This window comes from Brevundimonas sp. NPDC090276, assembly GCF_044772165.1.
Classification (GTDB): Bacteria; Pseudomonadota; Alphaproteobacteria; order Caulobacterales; family Caulobacteraceae; genus Brevundimonas.
This window is the reverse complement of sequence record NZ_JBIVYK010000002.1, coordinates 255,589-272,217: the sequence shown is the minus strand read 5'-3', so window position 1 is coordinate 272,217 and position 16,629 is coordinate 255,589. Positions and strand designations below refer to the sequence as shown.

Below are 16,629 nucleotides of genomic sequence, written 5' to 3'. Positions count from 1 at the left end.
CGCCCGCCCGTGATCCCCTATGTCCGCCAGTTCGATTTCACCTATGGCCATCGCGATCAGGTCTCGCCGCTGATCCAGCGGGTGATCGCCGACAATCCGGGGCCGTTCACCTTTACAGGGACCGGGACCTATATCGTTGGGCGCAACATGCCGGGCGCGAGCGTGGCGGTGATCGATCCCGGCCCCGACGACGAGGCCCACCTGCACGCTCTGCTGCGGGCGGTTAAGGGCCGCACGGTAAGCCATATTCTGGTGACCCACACCCACCGCGATCACGCGCCTCTGTCGCACGCCCTGGCCGAGGCGGTCGGCGGGGCGGCCATTCTGGCGGCGGCGCCGCACGGCGCGACGGTCCATGCCTCGGATCAGATGGATGCGGCCGCGATGGACGAGGATGACGACGCCGACTTCCGGGCGGACGTCATCCTCGGCGACGGCGACAGGGTCGAGGGCGACGGCTGGACCCTGGAAGCCATGGCCACGCCCGGTCATGCGTCGAACCACATGGCCTTCGTCCTGCGCGAGGAGAACGCCCTGTTCAGCGGCGATCATGTCATGGGCTGGTCCACCACGGTCGTCGCCCCGCCCGACGGCGACATGACGGCCTATATGGCCAGCCTGGACCGGGTGCTGGCGCGCGGCTTCTCGACCATCTGGCCGACACATGGCCCGGCCATCACCCAGGTCGCCCCCTTCCTGAAAGCCTATCGCCATCACCGACTGGAGCGCGAGGCGCAGATTCTGGCGCGGCTGGCGGCGGGCGACGAAACTATCGCCCAGATGGTCCCGGCCCTGTATGCCGCCGTCGATCAGCGGCTGTGGCCAGCGGCCAGCCTGTCAGTCCTGGCGCACCTGATCGCCCTGGTCGACCGGGGCCTTGTCGCCGCGACGCCGCAGCCGGTCCTTGAGGCGCGTTACCGGATCCTTTGAGCCCGCGCCGCAACTGGTGCGAACGGCGGCCCACTCAGAGGGCGACAGGGCCGCAGCCCCCGGCCTGGCGCCGTCCCGAGCCCGCTGGGCGCGCCGCCCCGAATCCGGATGTGTCGAAACGAACTCGGCCGCCGTGGCCAGACGCTCGTCTTCACCTTCGCCGTGCATCCGCTCGAAGAAGGGCGCCATGCCCTGCGACGACAGGCCCGCGCCGACCAGCAAGGCCTGCCCCCGCGCATCCGCCTCCAGTTCGGCCTCGCGGCCATAGCGCAGGTCAGTCGCCTGCCCCGCCAGCAAGACAGCCTGCTGGCCCGCCCCGGTGCCGCCGCCGACCACGGCGTCCAGCAGGAGGCCCACGCCCAGACTGCGCCAGACCGCCTGCATGACATGGCGCTGCTCGATATGGGCGACCTCATGGGCCACGACTGCGGCCAGTTCGTCGGGCGTCTCGGCCTCGCGGATCAGGTCGTCCGTGACCAGCACCGCCCCGCCCGGCAGGGCGAAGGCGTTGACGAAGGGCGCCTGAACCGCCCGCACCCGCACAATAAACGGCGTGTCGGACTGGCCCGCCAGCCGCACGCCAAGTTCGTAAAGCGCGCCCTGCCCCGCCTCGCCTTCGCAGCGGCGGAACATGGCTCCCATCTGGGCGTCGAAGCTGTCGCCCATCTTCTGTTCCATCTCGATCGGCGTGGCCCGCGCCAGAGGCCCGGCGAAGACCGGCACGCCCCAGAAGACGAAGGCCGTGACCGACAGGCCGACCGCCGCCAAACCCGCCACCAGCCGAAACTCCCGGGCCCGGCCGCGCTTCTCGACGCAGAACGATCCGCCCAGCATCGTCCAGTCGGCGTCGGACAGCACCAGCCGCGCGTCAGGCTCGGACGGATGCGACAGTCGCGCCTGATCGCCTTCGCGTACGACCTTCAACCCGTCCCGGGGCCAGAATCGGGCCTCGTCTGCTTCGAAGCGCAGCCCGTCGTCCGCCCACTCGACCTCGACCGTCAAGGGGCGGGCGCTCAGCCCATCGTAAAACCGTCCCTGCATGGTCAGATGGCGGAGAAGCCGAAGGCGTCAGCCAGGCCTTCGCCCGAACCGGGCCCCCTGCCCGCCTGTCGCGCCAGCTCCAGATGCGCCAGTCCCGCCGAAGTCAGCCGCGACACCATGAAGTGGGCGGTGCGCGCCTGCACCCAGGGCGTCAGGAAGCCGAGCGAGAGCAGCAGCGCCCCCATGTTCGACACCGTCAGCCACCACAGCTCCAGCGGCTTGACCTCCAGATGGAAGCCCGCCCCGTCCAGCGTCACGCCCGCGCTGATCGAGCGCATCATGGCTGCGTGATAGGGCGACCAGAGCAGCAGGAAGACCGGCGCCAGCACCAGCATCATCGCGTAAAGGCCAATGGTGAAGGCCAGTCCAGGCGGCTGACCTGCGGGCGCATCCATCATCCCCAAAGCCGCGAACAGGACGCCGATCCCGATAACGAAGGCGATATAGCCGACCGCCGTGCCGACCCAGCCCAGGGCGTACCAGCCATAGACGCTGACCTTTTCCGCCCGGCTCATGCGGAAGCGGATGCGACGGTCGCCAAAGCGCAGTTCATCCCACAGCTTTTCAGCCAGGCCGCGATGCGCCACCGGCCAGAACCAGCCCATCGTCAGGCCGCTGAGGAAGATGGCGCCCAGATACTTGAAGCCATAGCTGCGCGCCGATCCGCCCAATCGAAAGCGCACCCCGCGCCAGGTCGTCCGACTGGCCATGTAGCGAAACGCCGTAAAGATCCCGAAGCCCCAAAGCCAGAACATGCCGAAGTAGAGGATAGGATACAGGAGCGCGATCGCCGCCGGTCCGCCGAACTGGACGGCGAACACCGCCAGCAACATGGGCAGGCCCAGAACCAGCAGCGCCAGCAGGAAGCCGATGAACAGCTCCTTACCCCGGCCGGTGTATTCAAAGGCGTCGCCGTTCAGCCGGACGCCCTGCCAGACCCGGCGCCGCACCTCGGTCTTTCCCCAGAACCGATAGAGGGTCAGGGTGACGATGTTCAGCAGGCCGTTTCGCAGGCTGAGACCGAGGAACTGCTTCGGCTGCAGCGTCGACTGGAAGCGCAGCACTTCGCCCGCCTCCTCGCCCTGAGGATAGACCCCGTGAAGAGGCCCCAGACCGTCATTGATCGGTCCGCCGTCCAGCGTTGCGTCTGTCATCTAACCCCCCGGTTTTCCTGATCTTACCGGGGCATCAAAGAACAATGCAATCCTAAGCTTGCGGCTGCAGCCCGTCTGTGATGGCGCGCGCCAGACGGCAGGCCTCGTCGCCGACCGCCACGCCCTCGCGCTGGGCCACGCGCACGTCGGTGCGGCCGGGGCGGATGCGGATGGCGGCGTCATAGGTGAGGCCGAACCAGAAGCCCTCCTTGGCGCCGTCCGCCCGGAAGGGCGCCGCGCCACGCACAGTGAAGCCCGCCGCCGCAAGCGCCGCCGCCGCTGTCTCCGGCGCCACCTGACGCGGAACGGAAACCAGATCGGGACAGGCGACAGAGGCCCCGCCCTCTCCTGCGCCCTGACCGCCGCGCATGGCGACCACCGCACGCGAGAAGGCTGGAGCCTCGGCGGCGTCGGTCGTCACGTCGTTGTCGGCTGGAACCGCGAAACGCTGCGCCTGGATCAGGAACAGGGCCACGGTCGCACCCGCCACGACCAGTGACACGACCGCATACAAGCCCCGCCCCCGCACGTCCTTCAGCGCGATGATGACCGCAAGGAAAGCCGCCGCCAGACCGGCGAAGGCGAGTATGCGGCCGATCTTCAACGTCAGGACGTCCAGCCCGACCCCCGCGCTCCACAGACCCAACCGAGTCCCGAAGACGGCGATCAGCACCAGCAAGGGGGCCGCGCACGCCGCCAGCGTCAGCCAGCGCAGACGGATTTGGGCCGTGCGCGCCTGGGTCCGGGTCGGTTCAGCCATGCGGCCCTCCTGAAAGATCAGCCTGCGGTCGGCAGACGGTAATCCTTCATCTGCTCGCGCAGCAGCTTCTTGTCGATCTTGCCCGTGGCGCCCAGCGGAATGTCGGCCAGGAAGACCACGTCGTCCGGCATCCACCACTTGGCGATCTTGCCGATCAGGAAGTCGAGATGCTCCTGCTTGTCCTCGCTCTCGCCTTCCTTGAGCTTGATGAGCAGAACCGGACGCTCATCCCATTTCGGGTGGGCCGAGCCGATGACGGCGGCCAGGGCGACCTTGGGATGGCCAATGGCCAGGTTCTCGATCTCGATGGAACTGATCCACTCGCCGCCGGACTTGATGACGTCCTTGGCCCGGTCGGTGATCTGCATGAAGCCGTGGTCGTCGATGGTCGAGACGTCGCCGGTGTCGAAGAAGCCTTCGTTGTCCAGGATCTCGCCGCCCTCGTCGCGGAAATAGGCGCGGGCGATGGTTGGGCCCTTGATCATCAAGCGACCGTAGGTCGAGCCGTCATGCGGCATGTCCTGACCGGCGTAGTTCTTCAGCTTCAGCTCGACGCCCAGCGGCGGCGTGCCCTGCTTGACCCGCCACTTCAGCTGTTCCTCGAACGGCAAGGCGGCCAGTTCGGGCGTCATGTTCGACAGGGTGCCGATGGGCGAGGTCTCGGTCATGCCCCAGCCCTGCAGAACCTCGACGCCGAACTCGTCATGGAAGGCGCGGATCATGCTTTCCGGCACGGCGGCGCCGCCGATCAGCACGCGCTTGACGGTCGAGAGCTTGAGGTTGTTCTCGCGCAGGTGGTTCAGCAGCCCCTGCCAGACGGTCGGCACGGCGGCCGAGAAGGTGACGCCCTCGGTCTCCAGCAACTCATAGATGGCCGGGCCGTCCATGCGCGCGCCAGGCATGACCAGCTTGGAACCCGCCGCCGGCCCGCCGAAGGCGATGCCCCAGGCGTTGGCGTGGAACATGGGCACCACCGGCAGGATGACTTCCTTGGGCGTGGCGCCCAGGACCGTCGACTGCAGGCCCAGCAGGGTATGGATGAAGTTCGAACGGTGCGAGTAGAGGACGCCCTTGGGGTTCCCCGTCGTGCCCGAGGTGTAGCAGAGGCCGCAGGCGGTGTTTTCCTCGAACCCGCCCCAGACCACGTCTTCCGACGACTGCTCCAGCACGGTCTCATAGCAGTCGACCACCGGCAGCTTGGTCTGCGGCATGTGGTCGGGGTCGGTCATGACGACGACGCGCTCCACCGACGGGCAGTGCGGAAGGATCGCGTCCAGCAACGGCACGAAGGTCAGATCGACAAAGATGATCCGGTCGGCGGCGTGGTTGATGATGTAAACCAGCTGTTCGGGGAACAGGCGTGGGTTCAGGGTGTGGCACACCGCACCGATGCCCATGATGCCGTACCATGCCTCAATGTGGTCGGCAGTGTTCCAGGCCAGGGTGGCGATCCGGTCACCGGGCTGCACGCCCCAGGCCTTCAGCGCATTGGAAACCCGCTTGGCGCGTCCGTGGATAGCTCCATAGGTAGTGCGCTCGATCGGCCCTTCGACGGATCGCGTCACGACCTCGCGATTCGGGTGCCAATTCTTGGCGTGATCGAGAATCTTGTCGACCGTCAGCGGCCAGTCCTGCATCAAACCCAGCATCGCATTTCCTCGTCCTGCACCCTCTAAACGTGGTGCTTTGCACCGACGCTATCTAGGTGAACACCGATAAGCAACGGTGCCGCAAGGGAAACAAATCCTCCGCCCGGACCTTTTGCGACACCCTGCCGCGCAAGACGCCCGCGCCGAAACGCCGCCTGACGCAACCCTTTGGCGCAGAGACGCCAAGGCGAGAGCCGCGCATCGCGCGCGTCGCCTGATCGCGCGCATGGTCAATCCTCTGCGAGCCGCCTAGAAAGCCGCCGGAACGCACGGAGACCACCCATGACCATCCTCATCGCCATCACCGGAGGCTCCGGCTCCGGCAAGAGCACCCTGGCCGAGGCCCTGGTAAACTCCCTGCCCGCCGGCGTGGCCGTGCTGATGCGCGAGGATTCCTATTATCTCGACGCGGCCAGCGTGCCGGGCTTCGACGCAGACACCCACGACTTCGACGATGTCGCCGCCCGCGACCACGACCTGCTGATCGAACACCTTTCAGAGCTGAAAGCCGGTCGCCCCGTCGTCGCTCCGCTCTATTCCTTCATCCACCATGGCCGGGATCCTGGCGGCGAGCCGATCCCGGCCGCCGAGGTGGTGATTTTGGAGGGCACCCATGTCCTGTGCACCCCGGCACTGACGGCCCTGTTCGACATCAAGGTCTTCGTCGACACCCCTGCGGACATCCGCTTCATCCGCCGCCTGCTACGTGACCAGAGCGAGCGCGGCCGGACGGCCCAATCCGTCATTCATCAGTACCTGCTCACGGTTCGCCCCGGCCATGAGCGGCTGACCGAGCCGTCGCGCACCCACGCCGACTTCATTGTCGCCGACGCCACGGCGGCGGTACGGCTGGAAGATCCGCAGGCGGTCATTCGTCTGGCCGCGCCCGTTCTGGCCCATCCGCTCCTAGCGGCTTGGCATCACTAGATGATTTTGATTCGCAAAACATCGTTACTTGTTGCAATCAAGGCGGAATAAAGGCACGTTAGCCATACTCTTTCCGGGTATGCACCGATGACCGCACTGGTCCACGATCTCGACGACCCTCGACGCGCCGCCATTGTGCGGCAGGCGCGACTGCACTTCATTTCTGAAGGCTACGCCGGCACGCGGATGGAGCCCATCGCGCGAGAAGCCGGCGTCTCGACCGCCACCCTCTACGCCTTCTTCGACAGCAAGGCGGTCCTGTTCGAAGCGGTCATCGACAACGCTTCTGAAGACTTCGCCCGCCACATGGCGGCGGTGCACACGACGTCCGGCACGCCGCGCGAACGTCTGACCGAATTCATCGGCGGCTACGCCGAGTTCATGAGCAACAGCTTCGTCCGCTCGGTGTTCCGGCTGGTGCTGGCCGAACGCCCTCGATTCGAGGCCATCGCCATGCGCTTCTTCGAGCGCGGCCGCACAGATTTCGGCGCCATCCTGATGGGCATGCTGGCCGAGATGACCCAGGCGGGTCAGTTGAAGGTCGAAAAGCCCTCCTGGGCCGCCGGACAGCTTATGGGCATGATCGAGCACCCGGTCTTTTTCGTCCCCCTGGTGACGGGAGACGACGTCATTTGCGAACGGACGCCGCGCGCCATCGCCGAGGACGCTGTCGAGACCTTCCTGGCCCGCTACGCCGCCTAGTCCCGCTTACGGCCAGAGACGGGTGCGCTTCCAGCCGTCACCGTCGCGCTCGAACCGCAGCCGATCATGCAGACGGAAGGCCCGGTCGCGCCAGAACTCGATCTGCTGCGGCACGACCCGCCAGCCGGTCCAGCGATCCGGCCGAGCCACCTCCTGCCCGTCAAAGCTGGCTGTCTTCTCGGCCACACGCGCCTCCAGCGTCGCCCGGCTGTCCAGCGGACGCGACTGATCCGAAGCCCAGGCGCCGATGCGGCTCTCGCGCGCCCGGCTGGCGAAATAGGCGTCGGCCTCCGCGGAAGTGACCTGCTCAACGACCCCGCGCACCCGCACCTGACGGCGCAGGCTCTTCCAGTGGAAGACGAGGGCCGCCGACGGATGAGCCCACAGTTGTTCGCCCTTGGCGCTCTCCTGGTTGGAGAAGAAGGTGAAACCGCGCCCGTCCACATCCTTCAGCAGGACGATGCGCGCGTCCGGCATGCCCTCGGCGTCGATCGTCGCCAGGGTCATGGCGTTGGCGTCGTTCGGCTCGGCCGCCTTGGCCGCCTCCAGCCACTCGGCGAACAGGCCATAGGGCTCCGAACGCTCGAACATGGTCTCATCCGCATTAGCCGCCAGTTGCGCGGCGTAGTCCTGAGCAGACGGGCTGGGCGGGATCAGAGGTTGGGTCATGGGCGATTCTCTACACCCGCATTTCCCCTACGTCATCAGCCGTGGACTAGGATGCGACACCAAGCTTCACCATAAACTGAAATTGCCGTTTCAATCGGCAAGGTTAACCCGGCCTTGACCATATTGCCCTGAGGCTGCCGCCTATGTGCGCGGATGCTCTCACTCTCGAAAACGCCCGGTCGCTGCTGGGCCTAGCCGGCCCGGTCGGCGCCGAGGGCCTGACGGCGGCGTTTCGCGCGGCGGTCAAGGCCGCCCGCCCCGACGCGCCCGGCGGCGACGCCGAGACCTTCCGCCGCGTCATTGCCGCCTACCGCCTGTTGCAGGCCCAAACCCTGGCCCTGCCCGCGCCCCCCGGCCACGCGAAGCCGACACCCTTTACGCCGCCCCCAGCGCCCGCGCCCCTTCTGACCCTGACGCCGATGCAGGCGATCAGCGGCGGCTGCGTCCGCGTGGTGGTCGGCGACCGCACCCTGCTGGTCCACGCTCCGCCCGGCGTGCGCACAGGCGACAAGATCCGGCTGAGACGCGGCGATGCGAACGGCCGCGACCTGCTGCTGCCCGTCCTGATCCGGCCCGCTGACGGCCTCTCGGTGCTGGGCGGCGACCTGTTCATGACCTGGGCCGTGCCGCAGCGCATGATGGACGACGGCGGCCGCATCGAAATCATGACCCACGCGGGTCTGCGCTCATCCTGGCTGGTGCCTGACATGGTCGAGCCGGTGCGTCTGCGCCTCAAGGGCCTGGGCCTGCCCGCGCGAGGCAGCCGCCCCGCCGGCGACCTGTTCGTCAGGCTGGAGGCTTCGGCCGACCTGCCCTCGGCCGCCGAAGACCTGCTGCTTCGCTTCACGCGGGTCTGGACGCCGGAGCGCATCGCGGCCTAAGCCGTATTTCATGTCGCACAACTCCTTCGGTCATCTGTTCCGCGTCACCACCTGGGGCGAAAGCCACGGCCCGGCCATCGGCTGCGTCGTCGACGGCTGCCCGCCTCTGATCCCCCTGACCGAGACCGACATCCAGCCCCTGCTCGACCTGAGGAAGCCCGGCGGCAGCCGCTTCGTCACCCAGCGGCAGGAGGCCGATCAGGTCCGCATCCTCTCCGGCGTCTTCGACGACGGAAACGGCCCGGTCACCACCGGCACGCCGATCAGTCTGATGATCGAGAACACCGACCAGCGCTCCAAGGATTACGGCGAGATCGCCCGCGCCTTCCGCCCCGGCCACGCCGACTACCCCTATCAGGCCAAGTACGGCGTGCGCGACCACCGCGGCGGCGGGCGCTCGTCGGCGCGCGAAACGGCCAGCCGCGTCGCGGCGGGCGCCGTAGCCCGCAAGGTCCTGGGCGAGACCATCCGCATCCGCGCCGGCGTGGTCCAGCTCGGCCCGCACCGCATCGCCGACGAGGCCATCGACTTCGACGCCGTCTATGACAACGCCTTGTTCGCCGCCTCGGCGGACGTGGTCCCGGCGTGGGAAGCCTATCTGGACGGCGTGCGCAAGGCCGGCTCCTCCATCGGCGCCGTCGTGGCGCTGGAGGTCACGGGCGTTCCCGCCGGGTGGGGCGCGCCCCTCTACGCCAAGCTGGACGCCGAACTGGCCTCGGGCCTGATGTCCATCAACGCGGTCAAGGGGGTCGAGATCGGCGCGGGCTTCGGCGCCGCCGAACTGACGGGCGAGGACAACGCCGACGAAATGCGTCTGGGCGACGACGGCCTGCCAGTCTTCCTGTCAAACAAGGCGGGCGGGGTTCTGGGCGGCATCTCCACCGGGCAGCCGCTGACGGCGCGCGTTGCGTTCAAGCCCACCTCCTCCATCCTGACCCTGCGCCAGACCATCAACCGCGACGGCGCCGAGGTCGATCTGCGCACCAAGGGCCGCCACGACCCCTGCGTCGCCCTGCGCGGCGTCCCCGTCGTCGAGGCCATGGCTGCCATCGTCCTGGCCGACGCCATGCTGCGCCACCGAGCGCAGGTGGGTTGAGATCAATCTGAAACTAAGACAGTTGCAAATAGGATCTGGCGATCCTATCTAGGTCTCAAGCATTCCTCGGATGGGAGACCGCACCATGATCGACGTCAGACCTTTCAACACACTCGGCGGCGCCAACCACGGCTGGCTGAACGCCAGGCACCACTTCTCATTCGCCAACTACTATGATCCCAACCGCATGGGCTGGGGCCGTCTGCGCGTCTGGAACGACGACGAGATCGGCGCCCGGTCGGGCTTCCCGCCCCACCCCCACGCCGACATGGAGATCATCACCTACGTCCGCACCGGCGCCATCACCCATGAGGACTCGATGGGCAACAAGGGCCGCACTGGCGCGGGCGACGTTCAGGTGATGAGCGCCGGCACGGGCGTGCGTCACTCCGAGTTCAACCTCGAGAACGAGACGACCACGCTGTTCCAGATCTGGATCGAGACGGACAAGCCGGGTGCCCAGCCGTCCTGGGGCCAGCGCGAGTTCCCCAAGAACGACCGCTCGGGCCGCTTCACCGTCGTCGCCTCCGGCGACCCGGCGGACGAGGCCCTGTCGATCAACGCCGACGCCAGGATTCTGGCCGCGACGCTGAAGGCGGGCGAGAGCCTGACCTATGATCTGACCGCCGGTCGCCGCGCCTATCTGGTCCCCGCCGTGGGCCGGGTGGACGTCAACGGCGTGACGCTGAACGCCAGAGACGGCGCAGGCATCGTCGACGAGGCCGTCATCACCATCACGGCCAGCGAAGACGCCGAACTGGTCATGGTCGACAGTTTGTAGGCCGATAATCCTCCCCTGCGCAGCGGGGGAGGGGGACCATGCGCAGCATGGTGAAGGGGCGGCAACGAGCGGCGCCGCTTGATCTCGCCCCCTCCACCGCTTCGCGGTCCCCCTCCCCCGTTCCGCTACGCGGAACAAGGGAGGATCGCCCCAATGCCGCCCCGCCCTCAGCCTCTGTTCACTTCCGTCGCGCAGAATGGGCGCTTCGGGAGATTCTCATGACCCAATCCTTCGCGCGGGCGACCGCCCTTCTGGCCATCGTCGGCGGTTCGCTGCTGCTACAAGGCTGTGTCGTCGGCGCTGTAGCGGGCGCAGGCGCCGCCGTCGTCGGCGGCACGGTCAAAGCCACCGGCGCCGTGATCGGCGCGGGCTTCGACGCAGTCACCACCTCGGACGAGGAAACCAAGGCCAAGCGCGAGCGCGAGCAACGCGAATGGGAACGCGAGCAGCGCCGCTGCGAACAACGCCAGCGCCAGGGCAAGGACTGCTAAGGCCGCTCACGCGCCAACCGGCTCTGTCGCGCTGCGCCATCCTGCCCCTAGGGTGAGCCTCCCTCCCCTAGCGAGCCGACCATGCAGATCGCCATCCTGACCCTCGACGGCTTCAACGAGCTGGACAGCTTCATCGTCGCGGGCATCCTGAACCGGATGAAGCCACAGGGCTGGGCGGCGCACATCACCTGCCCCACACCCGAAGTCACTTCGATGGCCGGCGTCACCATCCAGCGCCAGAAGCCGCTGGAGTTCCTGACCGAGGCCGACGCCGTCCTGATCGGCAGCGGGATCAAGACCCGCGACTACGCCGCCGATCCCGCCTTCCTGGCGCGCCTGAAACTGGACCCGTCGCGCCAGTTGATCGGCGCCCAGTGCTCAGGAACCCTGCTGCTGGCCAAGCTGGGCCTGATCGGCGACCTGCCCGCCTGCACCGACCTGACCACCAGGCCCTGGGTCATCGAGGCCGGCGTCAATGTCGTGGACGCCCCCTTCGTCGCCCATGGCAATGTCGCGACCGCAGGCGGCTGCCTCGCCTCGCAATACCTCGCCGCCTGGATGATCGCCCGGCTGGCGACGCTTCAGGACGCCGAGGAGGCCATCCACTACGTCGCCCCGGTCGGCGAGAAGGCCGAATACGTCACGCGGGCGATGGCGACGATGAGGCCGTATCTGGCCAGCGCCTGACGACGGCTGACGGCGCTTGCCGCCGCCTTTCGCCGGTCTATGATCATTGGAAGTTCCGAGGGGGAGCCTCCAAATGTCGAAGTCTGTCTGGGCCTGCTGCGCCCTGATCCTGATGGCCACGCCCGCGCTGGCCCAACCTGTCCCGCCGACGCCAGAATCCAGCCGATTCCAGCCGCAGGACCTGTTCGGCCTCGAGGTTGCCTCGGACCCGCAGATCAGTCCGGACGGGACGCGCATCGCCTATGTGCGCCAGACCGCTGACATCATGACCGACCGGATGCGGCCGACGATCTGGCTGATCGACGCGCGCACAGGTCAGCAGACGCCCCTGGTCGCCACCGCCGGATCACACAGCCAGCCGCGCTGGTCGCCCGACGGAACCCGCGTCGCCTACATCTCGACCGCCGAGGGCGGCGGTGCCCAGTTGTTCGTGCGCTGGATCGGCTCGGGCCAGTCGGTGCGCGTCACCAGCCTGCCCAGCACCCCGACCGGGATCAGTTGGTCGCCGGACGGGACCAAGCTGGCCTACTCCGTCCTGGTCGCCGGACAGGCGCCGAAGCTAGGCACGCCGCTCGCCAAGCCCGAAGGAGCGCAGTGGGCGCCGCCGATCGAGGTCATCGACACCGTCACCTATCGCGCCGACGGCCAGGGCTATCTGAAGCCCGGCTATCGTCAGGTCTTCGTCGCCCCGGCGGACGGCGGCGGCGCGCGCCAGTTGACCCAGGGCGATTTCAACCATGGCGGCGACCTGTCCTGGTCGCCCGATTCCACCACCCTTTTCCTCAGCGCCAATCGCGGCCCCGACTGGCAGCGCGAGGCCGCCAACAGCGAAGTCTACGCCCTTGATGTCCGCTCGGGCGTCCTGACGGCCCTGACCGACCGCCAAGGGCCGGACCAGTCGCCGGTCGCCTCGCCCGACGGCCGTCGCATCGCCTATGTCGGCTATGATGATCAGCGGATGGGCTATCACAACAGCCACCTCTATGTGATGGACCGCGACGGTGCGAACCGTCGCCTGCTGACGGGCGGACTGGATCGCTCGGTCCAGTCGCCGACCTGGAGCAAGGACGGGCGATCGATCCTCTTCTCCTACGACGACCACGGCTCGACCACGGTCGCCCGCGTCTCGCTGGACGGCGCCGTTTCGACCGTGGTTCAGGGCCTCAGCGGCGACGACATCGGCCGCCCCTACACCGGCGGCGACTTCTCCCTGGCTGACGATGGCGCCGTCGCCTTCACGCGCGGCGACGCCCTGCGTCCCGCCGACGTCCACATCCTGCGTCAAGGCCGTCAGACCCAGTTGACCCGACTGAACGCCGACTACCTGGCCGGCAAGACTCTAGGCGCGGTTCAACGGCTGGAGGTCGCCTCATCCCACGATGGGCGCGCGGTGGAGTCCTGGCTGACCCTGCCCGCAGGCTATGTCGAAGGTCAGAAATACCCGCTGATCCTGGAAATCCACGGCGGCCCCTTCGCCGCCTATGGTCCGCATTTCGCCACCGACAACCAGCTGTTCGCGGCCGCCGGTTATGCGGTTCTGTCGGTCAATCCGCGCGGTTCGACCTCCTACGGCGACGAGTTCGCCAACCTGATCCACCACAACTATCCCGGCAACGACTACGACGACCTGATCAGCAGCGTCGACGCCGTCATCGCCAAGGGGGTTGCCGATCCCAACCGTCTGTTCGTCACCGGCGGCTCGGGCGGCGGGGTCCTGACCAGCTGGATTGTGGGCAAGACCGACCGCTTCAAGGCCGCCGCGGTCCAGAAGCCGGTCATCGACTGGGCCAGCTTCGTCCTGACCGCCGACAACCCGGCCTTCTTCGCCCGCTACTGGTTCGGCGAATATCCGTGGGAGAACCCCGAGGCCTACTGGCGCCGGTCGCCGTTGTCGCTGGTCGGCAACGTCAAGACGCCGACCCTGGTGGTCGTCGGCGACGAGGACTATCGCACCCCGGTCAGCGAATCCGAGCAGTACTACAGCGCCCTGCAACTGCGCGGCGTGCCCACCGCCCTGGTGAAAATCCCCGGCGTCGGCCACAGCCTGGCGGTCCGTCCGTCCCAGAACGCCGCCCGCATGAGCGCCATCCTGGCCTGGTTCGACCGCTACAAGGACGGCGCGCCGACGCCCGTCGCCACGTCGTCGCAACCTTAGAAAGACGCTCGCCGCGCCATGGACCCGACAACGCCATGGCGCGGCAAGTGCTGCAATGAGCTTATGTCCGCGTTCGACCCGTTGCGGACTTTCATTCCCGCCCTAAGCTGGGCGAATGCACGTCATTACGTCGGAGAACTATGGAGAGGCACTGGATGCAGTCCGGGACATCCTTGTGACGTATGTCACAATGGTGGACGACTATTGCGGCTTCGGCCACGCATCTGACTTTGGCGTCCGCTTCGACCCCTTGCGTTTCCTCGACGCAGAGACTGACGCCAAGGCTTACTACGTTGATCTCGACCTCCTACGGACGGGCGCCGCCATCGCCATCCTCTGCACTTTCTATGACCTCTGGTGCGAAGAGCAGAATCTTCGTGAGCACCCGCGAAGCGAGCGCTATGAAGCCGCGCTGAATGGCGGGAGGCTGCAACGCTTTCCGGATATCGAGGCCGTCGTTCGCGAGGCGATTAAGCGCAACTCCATGCCGCTTGATGATCCCTGGTTTGAGGACGCTGTGAAGCCGATCTATCGAAAGTATGTGCTCGGCTACTTCCAGAGGCTCATAGCCTCTGATCTCAAACGTTGATCGCTTGTCCGCTTTCCACCCATTGCGGAAGTTGGGAACTTCCGCTGCCGGGCTGTTCGTCCAAGGTCCGGTTTCGGGCCAGATGCCAACGTCGCAAAACGACCCTTAAGAGACCTTGGCAGCGTCCGCTGCTTCGACGATCCGTCGCCGCCATTGAAGATCGCTTTCTATGTCCTCGAACAGGTCTTCTATCTGCTCGGCGGATAGGCGATGGGGAGCGACGATGACATTCTCGATGAAGGCAACCTGCTCATCACGAGATTTTTGCCACCAACCTGAACGCCAGCTTTCCCTTACGATCAGTCCCGCTATCGACTGAAGGGCAACCCGATCAAACGGACCTTCTGTTTCGGAAATTTGGACGCCCCGTGCTCGAAGGGCGATCATGATGGCGGCCAAGTCCGGGTGAAACAGCACTTCTGGATCAAGAGCTTCGCCAAACTTGGCTTTGAGCAAGAACGCCAGCATCACTGATGCGCCGCCTTTGCCGTGGAGTTGGATGATGCCTGCGTCGGCATCGTATTGAACAGGGAAGTCGCTCATCGTCCGCCTCGCTTTTCTGCAGCGTAGCAGAGCGCACAGTCGAACCAAGTTCCGCTAACCACCCATTGCTGAAGTTCGGCGCGTCCGCTTCCGCCCTACCTTACCCCGATATACTTGTGCGTCTGGACGCTGAGCCGCCATTGGGGGTGGGTCAGGCAGTATTCGATGGCGGCGGCGGTGTTGGCGGCCTGGTCGGGGCCGTCCATGGGCTGCAGCCAGAAACGTTCGAAATCCAGGTCCTCGAACCGTTCAGGCATGGCCAGAAGCTGAGGGAAGACCAGCTTCAGTTCCTGACCCGAGGTCTGGACCACCGGCGCGTCGGCCTTGGGGCTGATGCAGATCCAGTCGATCCCCTCGGGCGCGGGCAGCGTGCCATTGCTCTCGATGGCGACCTCGAACCCGCGCGCGTGCAGGGCCTCGATCAGGGGCGCGTCCAGTTGCATCAGCGGCTCGCCCCCGGTGCAGACCACCAGCTTGGGATCGCCCTCGCGGCCCCGCCACATGCCCGCGACGTGGTCGGCCATCAGGTCGGCGGTCTTGAACTTGCCGCCGCCGTCGCCGTTCACGCCGACGAAGTCCGTGTCGCAGAAGCTGCAGACGGCGGTGGCGCGGTCCCGCTCCAGCCCGCTCCACAGGTTGCAACCGGCGAAGCGCAGGAAGACGGCGGGCCGTCCGGCCTGACCGCCCTCCCCCTGCACCGTCAGAAAGACTTCCTTGGCCGAATAGGTCATGCGCGCGCCGCCCATTCGCCATAGCCCGCCGCCCGCAGCTCGCAAGCCGGGCAGGTTCCACAACCATAGCCCCAGTCATGGCGATGCGTCCGATCGCCCAGATAGCAGGTATGGCTGGCCTCGACGATCATGTCGACCAGAGCCGCCCCGCCGATCCGCTCGGCCAGGGCCCAGGTCTCGGCCTTGGTCAGGAACATCAGCGGCGTCTCGATCGGCGACGGCTTGGCCAGCCCCAGGGTCAGGGCCTGAGCCATGGCCTGGATCGTGTCATTGCGGCAGTCGGGATAGCCCGAGAAGTCGGTCTCGCACATGCCGCCGACCAGGACGTCCAGCCCCCGGCGATCCGCCAGCGCCGCCGCCGCGACCAGAAAGATCAGGTTGCGCCCCGGAACGAAGGTGTTGGGCAGGCCGCGCGCGTCGGCTTCGATGGCGCGATCTGTGGTCATGGCCGTCTCGCCGATGGCCCCGAAACCCGTCAGGTCGACGACGTGATCCGGCCCCAGACGGTCGGCCCATTGCGGCAGGACGTTCACCATCTGCTCGCGCACCGTCTGTCGCGCCTGCATCTCGACCGCGTGACGCTGGCCATAGTCGAAGCCGATGGTCTCGACCCGCTCATACCGCTCCAACGCCCAGGCCAGGCAGGTGGCGCTGTCCTGCCCACCCGAAAACAGGACAAGGGCAGAGGTTTCAGAGGCTTGCGACGTAACGCTCATGACGAACCTGCGGTCGGCCAGCGGCCGCGCGCATCCAAAAGGAACAGGGGAAGATCGGATCAGAGCCCCCTATACGCCAGACGACGCCGCGCCGCAAAACACGACCGCTCGACCCTTTTTGTCAGGT

The 16,629-nt window shown here is 67.0% G+C and carries 18 protein-coding genes; 10 read left to right on the top strand and 8 right to left on the bottom strand.

The window, feature by feature from the left end; translation table 11 throughout:
- Positions 1-9: 9 nt before the first annotated feature.
- Positions 10-930, top strand: coding sequence for an MBL fold metallo-hydrolase (locus ACIQTU_RS07105; RefSeq protein WP_400544457.1), 921 nt, complete (start codon positions 10-12; stop codon positions 928-930).
- Here ACIQTU_RS07105 and ACIQTU_RS07100 read toward each other — a convergent pair.
- Genes ACIQTU_RS07100 through ACIQTU_RS07085 form a run of 4 tightly spaced genes read right to left on the bottom strand, consistent with a single transcriptional unit; the run spans position 838 to position 5,534 of the window.
- Positions 838-1,971 (bottom strand): M48 family metallopeptidase, encoded by a 1,134-nt coding sequence (locus ACIQTU_RS07100; RefSeq protein WP_400544454.1) that lies wholly within the window; start codon positions 1,969-1,971, stop codon positions 838-840. The genes ACIQTU_RS07105 and ACIQTU_RS07100 overlap by 93 nt on opposite strands.
- A 2-nt stretch (positions 1,972-1,973) precedes the next feature.
- Positions 1,974-3,125: a YjgN family protein gene (locus tag ACIQTU_RS07095; RefSeq protein WP_400544451.1), complete on the bottom strand. Its 1,152-nt coding sequence runs from the start codon at positions 3,123-3,125 to the stop codon at positions 1,974-1,976.
- A 52-nt stretch (positions 3,126-3,177) separates the two neighbouring features.
- Entirely contained in the window at positions 3,178-3,885 is a 708-nt protein-coding gene (locus tag ACIQTU_RS07090) for a DUF1499 domain-containing protein (RefSeq protein WP_400544448.1), read from the bottom strand.
- A gap of 17 nt (positions 3,886-3,902) precedes the next feature.
- Positions 3,903-5,534 (bottom strand): long-chain-fatty-acid--CoA ligase, encoded by a 1,632-nt coding sequence (locus ACIQTU_RS07085; RefSeq protein WP_400544445.1) that lies wholly within the window; start codon positions 5,532-5,534, stop codon positions 3,903-3,905.
- Positions 5,535-5,816: 282 nt separating this feature from the next.
- On the opposite strand from ACIQTU_RS07085, the gene udk reads away from it, so the two are divergent.
- Positions 5,817-6,461 (top strand): uridine kinase, encoded by a 645-nt coding sequence (udk, locus tag ACIQTU_RS07080; protein WP_400544442.1) that lies wholly within the window; start codon positions 5,817-5,819, stop codon positions 6,459-6,461.
- An 87-nt stretch (positions 6,462-6,548) separates the two neighbouring features.
- Entirely contained in the window at positions 6,549-7,163 is a 615-nt protein-coding gene (locus ACIQTU_RS07075) for a TetR/AcrR family transcriptional regulator C-terminal domain-containing protein (protein ID WP_400544439.1), read from the top strand.
- A 6-nt stretch (positions 7,164-7,169) separates the two neighbouring features.
- Here the strand turns inward: ACIQTU_RS07075 and pdxH are convergent, their stop codons facing one another.
- Positions 7,170-7,832 (bottom strand): pyridoxamine 5'-phosphate oxidase, encoded by a 663-nt coding sequence (gene pdxH / locus ACIQTU_RS07070; RefSeq protein ID WP_400544436.1) that lies wholly within the window; start codon positions 7,830-7,832, stop codon positions 7,170-7,172.
- A 143-nt stretch (positions 7,833-7,975) separates the two neighbouring features.
- Between pdxH and ACIQTU_RS07065 the strand changes: the two genes are divergently transcribed.
- From ACIQTU_RS07065 to ACIQTU_RS07035, 7 genes are all read left to right on the top strand, one after another.
- Positions 7,976-8,713, top strand: a complete 738-nt coding sequence (locus ACIQTU_RS07065) for a DnaJ C-terminal domain-containing protein (RefSeq protein ID WP_400544433.1) — start codon at positions 7,976-7,978, stop codon at positions 8,711-8,713.
- Positions 8,714-8,723: 10 nt separating this feature from the next.
- Positions 8,724-9,809: a chorismate synthase gene (aroC, locus tag ACIQTU_RS07060; protein ID WP_400544430.1), complete on the top strand. Its 1,086-nt coding sequence runs from the start codon at positions 8,724-8,726 to the stop codon at positions 9,807-9,809.
- Positions 9,810-9,894: 85 nt separating this feature from the next.
- Entirely contained in the window at positions 9,895-10,590 is a 696-nt protein-coding gene (locus tag ACIQTU_RS07055) for a pirin family protein (RefSeq protein WP_400544427.1), read from the top strand.
- 218 nt (positions 10,591-10,808) lie between these two features.
- A complete protein-coding gene (locus tag ACIQTU_RS07050) occupies positions 10,809-11,081 on the top strand; it encodes a hypothetical protein (RefSeq protein WP_400544425.1) in 273 nt (90 codons plus the stop codon).
- Between the two features lie 81 nt (positions 11,082-11,162).
- Positions 11,163-11,768, top strand: a complete 606-nt coding sequence (locus tag ACIQTU_RS07045; protein WP_400544423.1) for a DJ-1/PfpI family protein — start codon at positions 11,163-11,165, stop codon at positions 11,766-11,768.
- A gap of 73 nt (positions 11,769-11,841) precedes the next feature.
- Positions 11,842-13,923, top strand: coding sequence for a prolyl oligopeptidase family serine peptidase (locus ACIQTU_RS07040; protein ID WP_400544420.1), 2,082 nt, complete (start codon positions 11,842-11,844; stop codon positions 13,921-13,923).
- 115 nt (positions 13,924-14,038) lie between these two features.
- Positions 14,039-14,512: a hypothetical protein gene (locus ACIQTU_RS07035; RefSeq protein WP_400544417.1), complete on the top strand. Its 474-nt coding sequence runs from the start codon at positions 14,039-14,041 to the stop codon at positions 14,510-14,512.
- A gap of 105 nt (positions 14,513-14,617) precedes the next feature.
- On the opposite strand, the gene ACIQTU_RS07030 is transcribed toward ACIQTU_RS07035, so the two are convergent.
- From ACIQTU_RS07030 to queC, 3 genes are all read right to left on the bottom strand, one after another.
- Entirely contained in the window at positions 14,618-15,055 is a 438-nt protein-coding gene (locus tag ACIQTU_RS07030) for a hypothetical protein (protein ID WP_400544414.1), read from the bottom strand.
- A gap of 95 nt (positions 15,056-15,150) precedes the next feature.
- Positions 15,151-15,786, bottom strand: coding sequence for a 7-carboxy-7-deazaguanine synthase (gene queE, locus ACIQTU_RS07025; protein ID WP_400544411.1), 636 nt, complete (start codon positions 15,784-15,786; stop codon positions 15,151-15,153).
- The gene (gene queC, locus ACIQTU_RS07020; protein ID WP_400544408.1) at positions 15,783-16,502 is read right to left on the bottom strand and encodes a 7-cyano-7-deazaguanine synthase QueC; all 720 of its coding nucleotides are present in this window, start codon (positions 16,500-16,502) and stop codon (positions 15,783-15,785) included. The genes queE and queC overlap by 4 nt, the downstream gene beginning before the upstream one ends.
- Positions 16,503-16,629 lie beyond the last annotated feature (127 nt).

Coding starts and splice junctions, on each gene's coding strand:
- udk (WP_400544442.1), top strand. CDS start 5,817: ATGACCATCCTCATCGCCATCACCGGAGGCTCCGGCTCCGGCAAGAGC.
- ACIQTU_RS07075 (WP_400544439.1), top strand. CDS start 6,549: ATGACCGCACTGGTCCACGATCTCGACGACCCTCGACGCGCCGCCATT.
- ACIQTU_RS07095 (WP_400544451.1), bottom strand. CDS start 3,125: ATGACAGACGCAACGCTGGACGGCGGACCGATCAATGACGGTCTGGGG.
- pdxH (WP_400544436.1), bottom strand. CDS start 7,832: ATGACCCAACCTCTGATCCCGCCCAGCCCGTCTGCTCAGGACTACGCC.
- ACIQTU_RS07030 (WP_400544414.1), bottom strand. CDS start 15,055: ATGAGCGACTTCCCTGTTCAATACGATGCCGACGCAGGCATCATCCAA.
- ACIQTU_RS07040 (WP_400544420.1), top strand. CDS start 11,842: ATGTCGAAGTCTGTCTGGGCCTGCTGCGCCCTGATCCTGATGGCCACG.
- ACIQTU_RS07090 (WP_400544448.1), bottom strand. CDS start 3,885: ATGGCTGAACCGACCCGGACCCAGGCGCGCACGGCCCAAATCCGTCTG.
- ACIQTU_RS07085 (WP_400544445.1), bottom strand. CDS start 5,534: ATGCTGGGTTTGATGCAGGACTGGCCGCTGACGGTCGACAAGATTCTC.
- ACIQTU_RS07055 (WP_400544427.1), top strand. CDS start 9,895: ATGATCGACGTCAGACCTTTCAACACACTCGGCGGCGCCAACCACGGC.
- ACIQTU_RS07100 (WP_400544454.1), bottom strand. CDS start 1,971: ATGCAGGGACGGTTTTACGATGGGCTGAGCGCCCGCCCCTTGACGGTC.
- ACIQTU_RS07035 (WP_400544417.1), top strand. CDS start 14,039: ATGCACGTCATTACGTCGGAGAACTATGGAGAGGCACTGGATGCAGTC.
- aroC (WP_400544430.1), top strand. CDS start 8,724: ATGTCGCACAACTCCTTCGGTCATCTGTTCCGCGTCACCACCTGGGGC.
- queC (WP_400544408.1), bottom strand. CDS start 16,502: ATGAGCGTTACGTCGCAAGCCTCTGAAACCTCTGCCCTTGTCCTGTTT.
- ACIQTU_RS07045 (WP_400544423.1), top strand. CDS start 11,163: ATGCAGATCGCCATCCTGACCCTCGACGGCTTCAACGAGCTGGACAGC.
- queE (WP_400544411.1), bottom strand. CDS start 15,786: ATGACCTATTCGGCCAAGGAAGTCTTTCTGACGGTGCAGGGGGAGGGC.
- ACIQTU_RS07050 (WP_400544425.1), top strand. CDS start 10,809: ATGACCCAATCCTTCGCGCGGGCGACCGCCCTTCTGGCCATCGTCGGC.
- ACIQTU_RS07065 (WP_400544433.1), top strand. CDS start 7,976: ATGTGCGCGGATGCTCTCACTCTCGAAAACGCCCGGTCGCTGCTGGGC.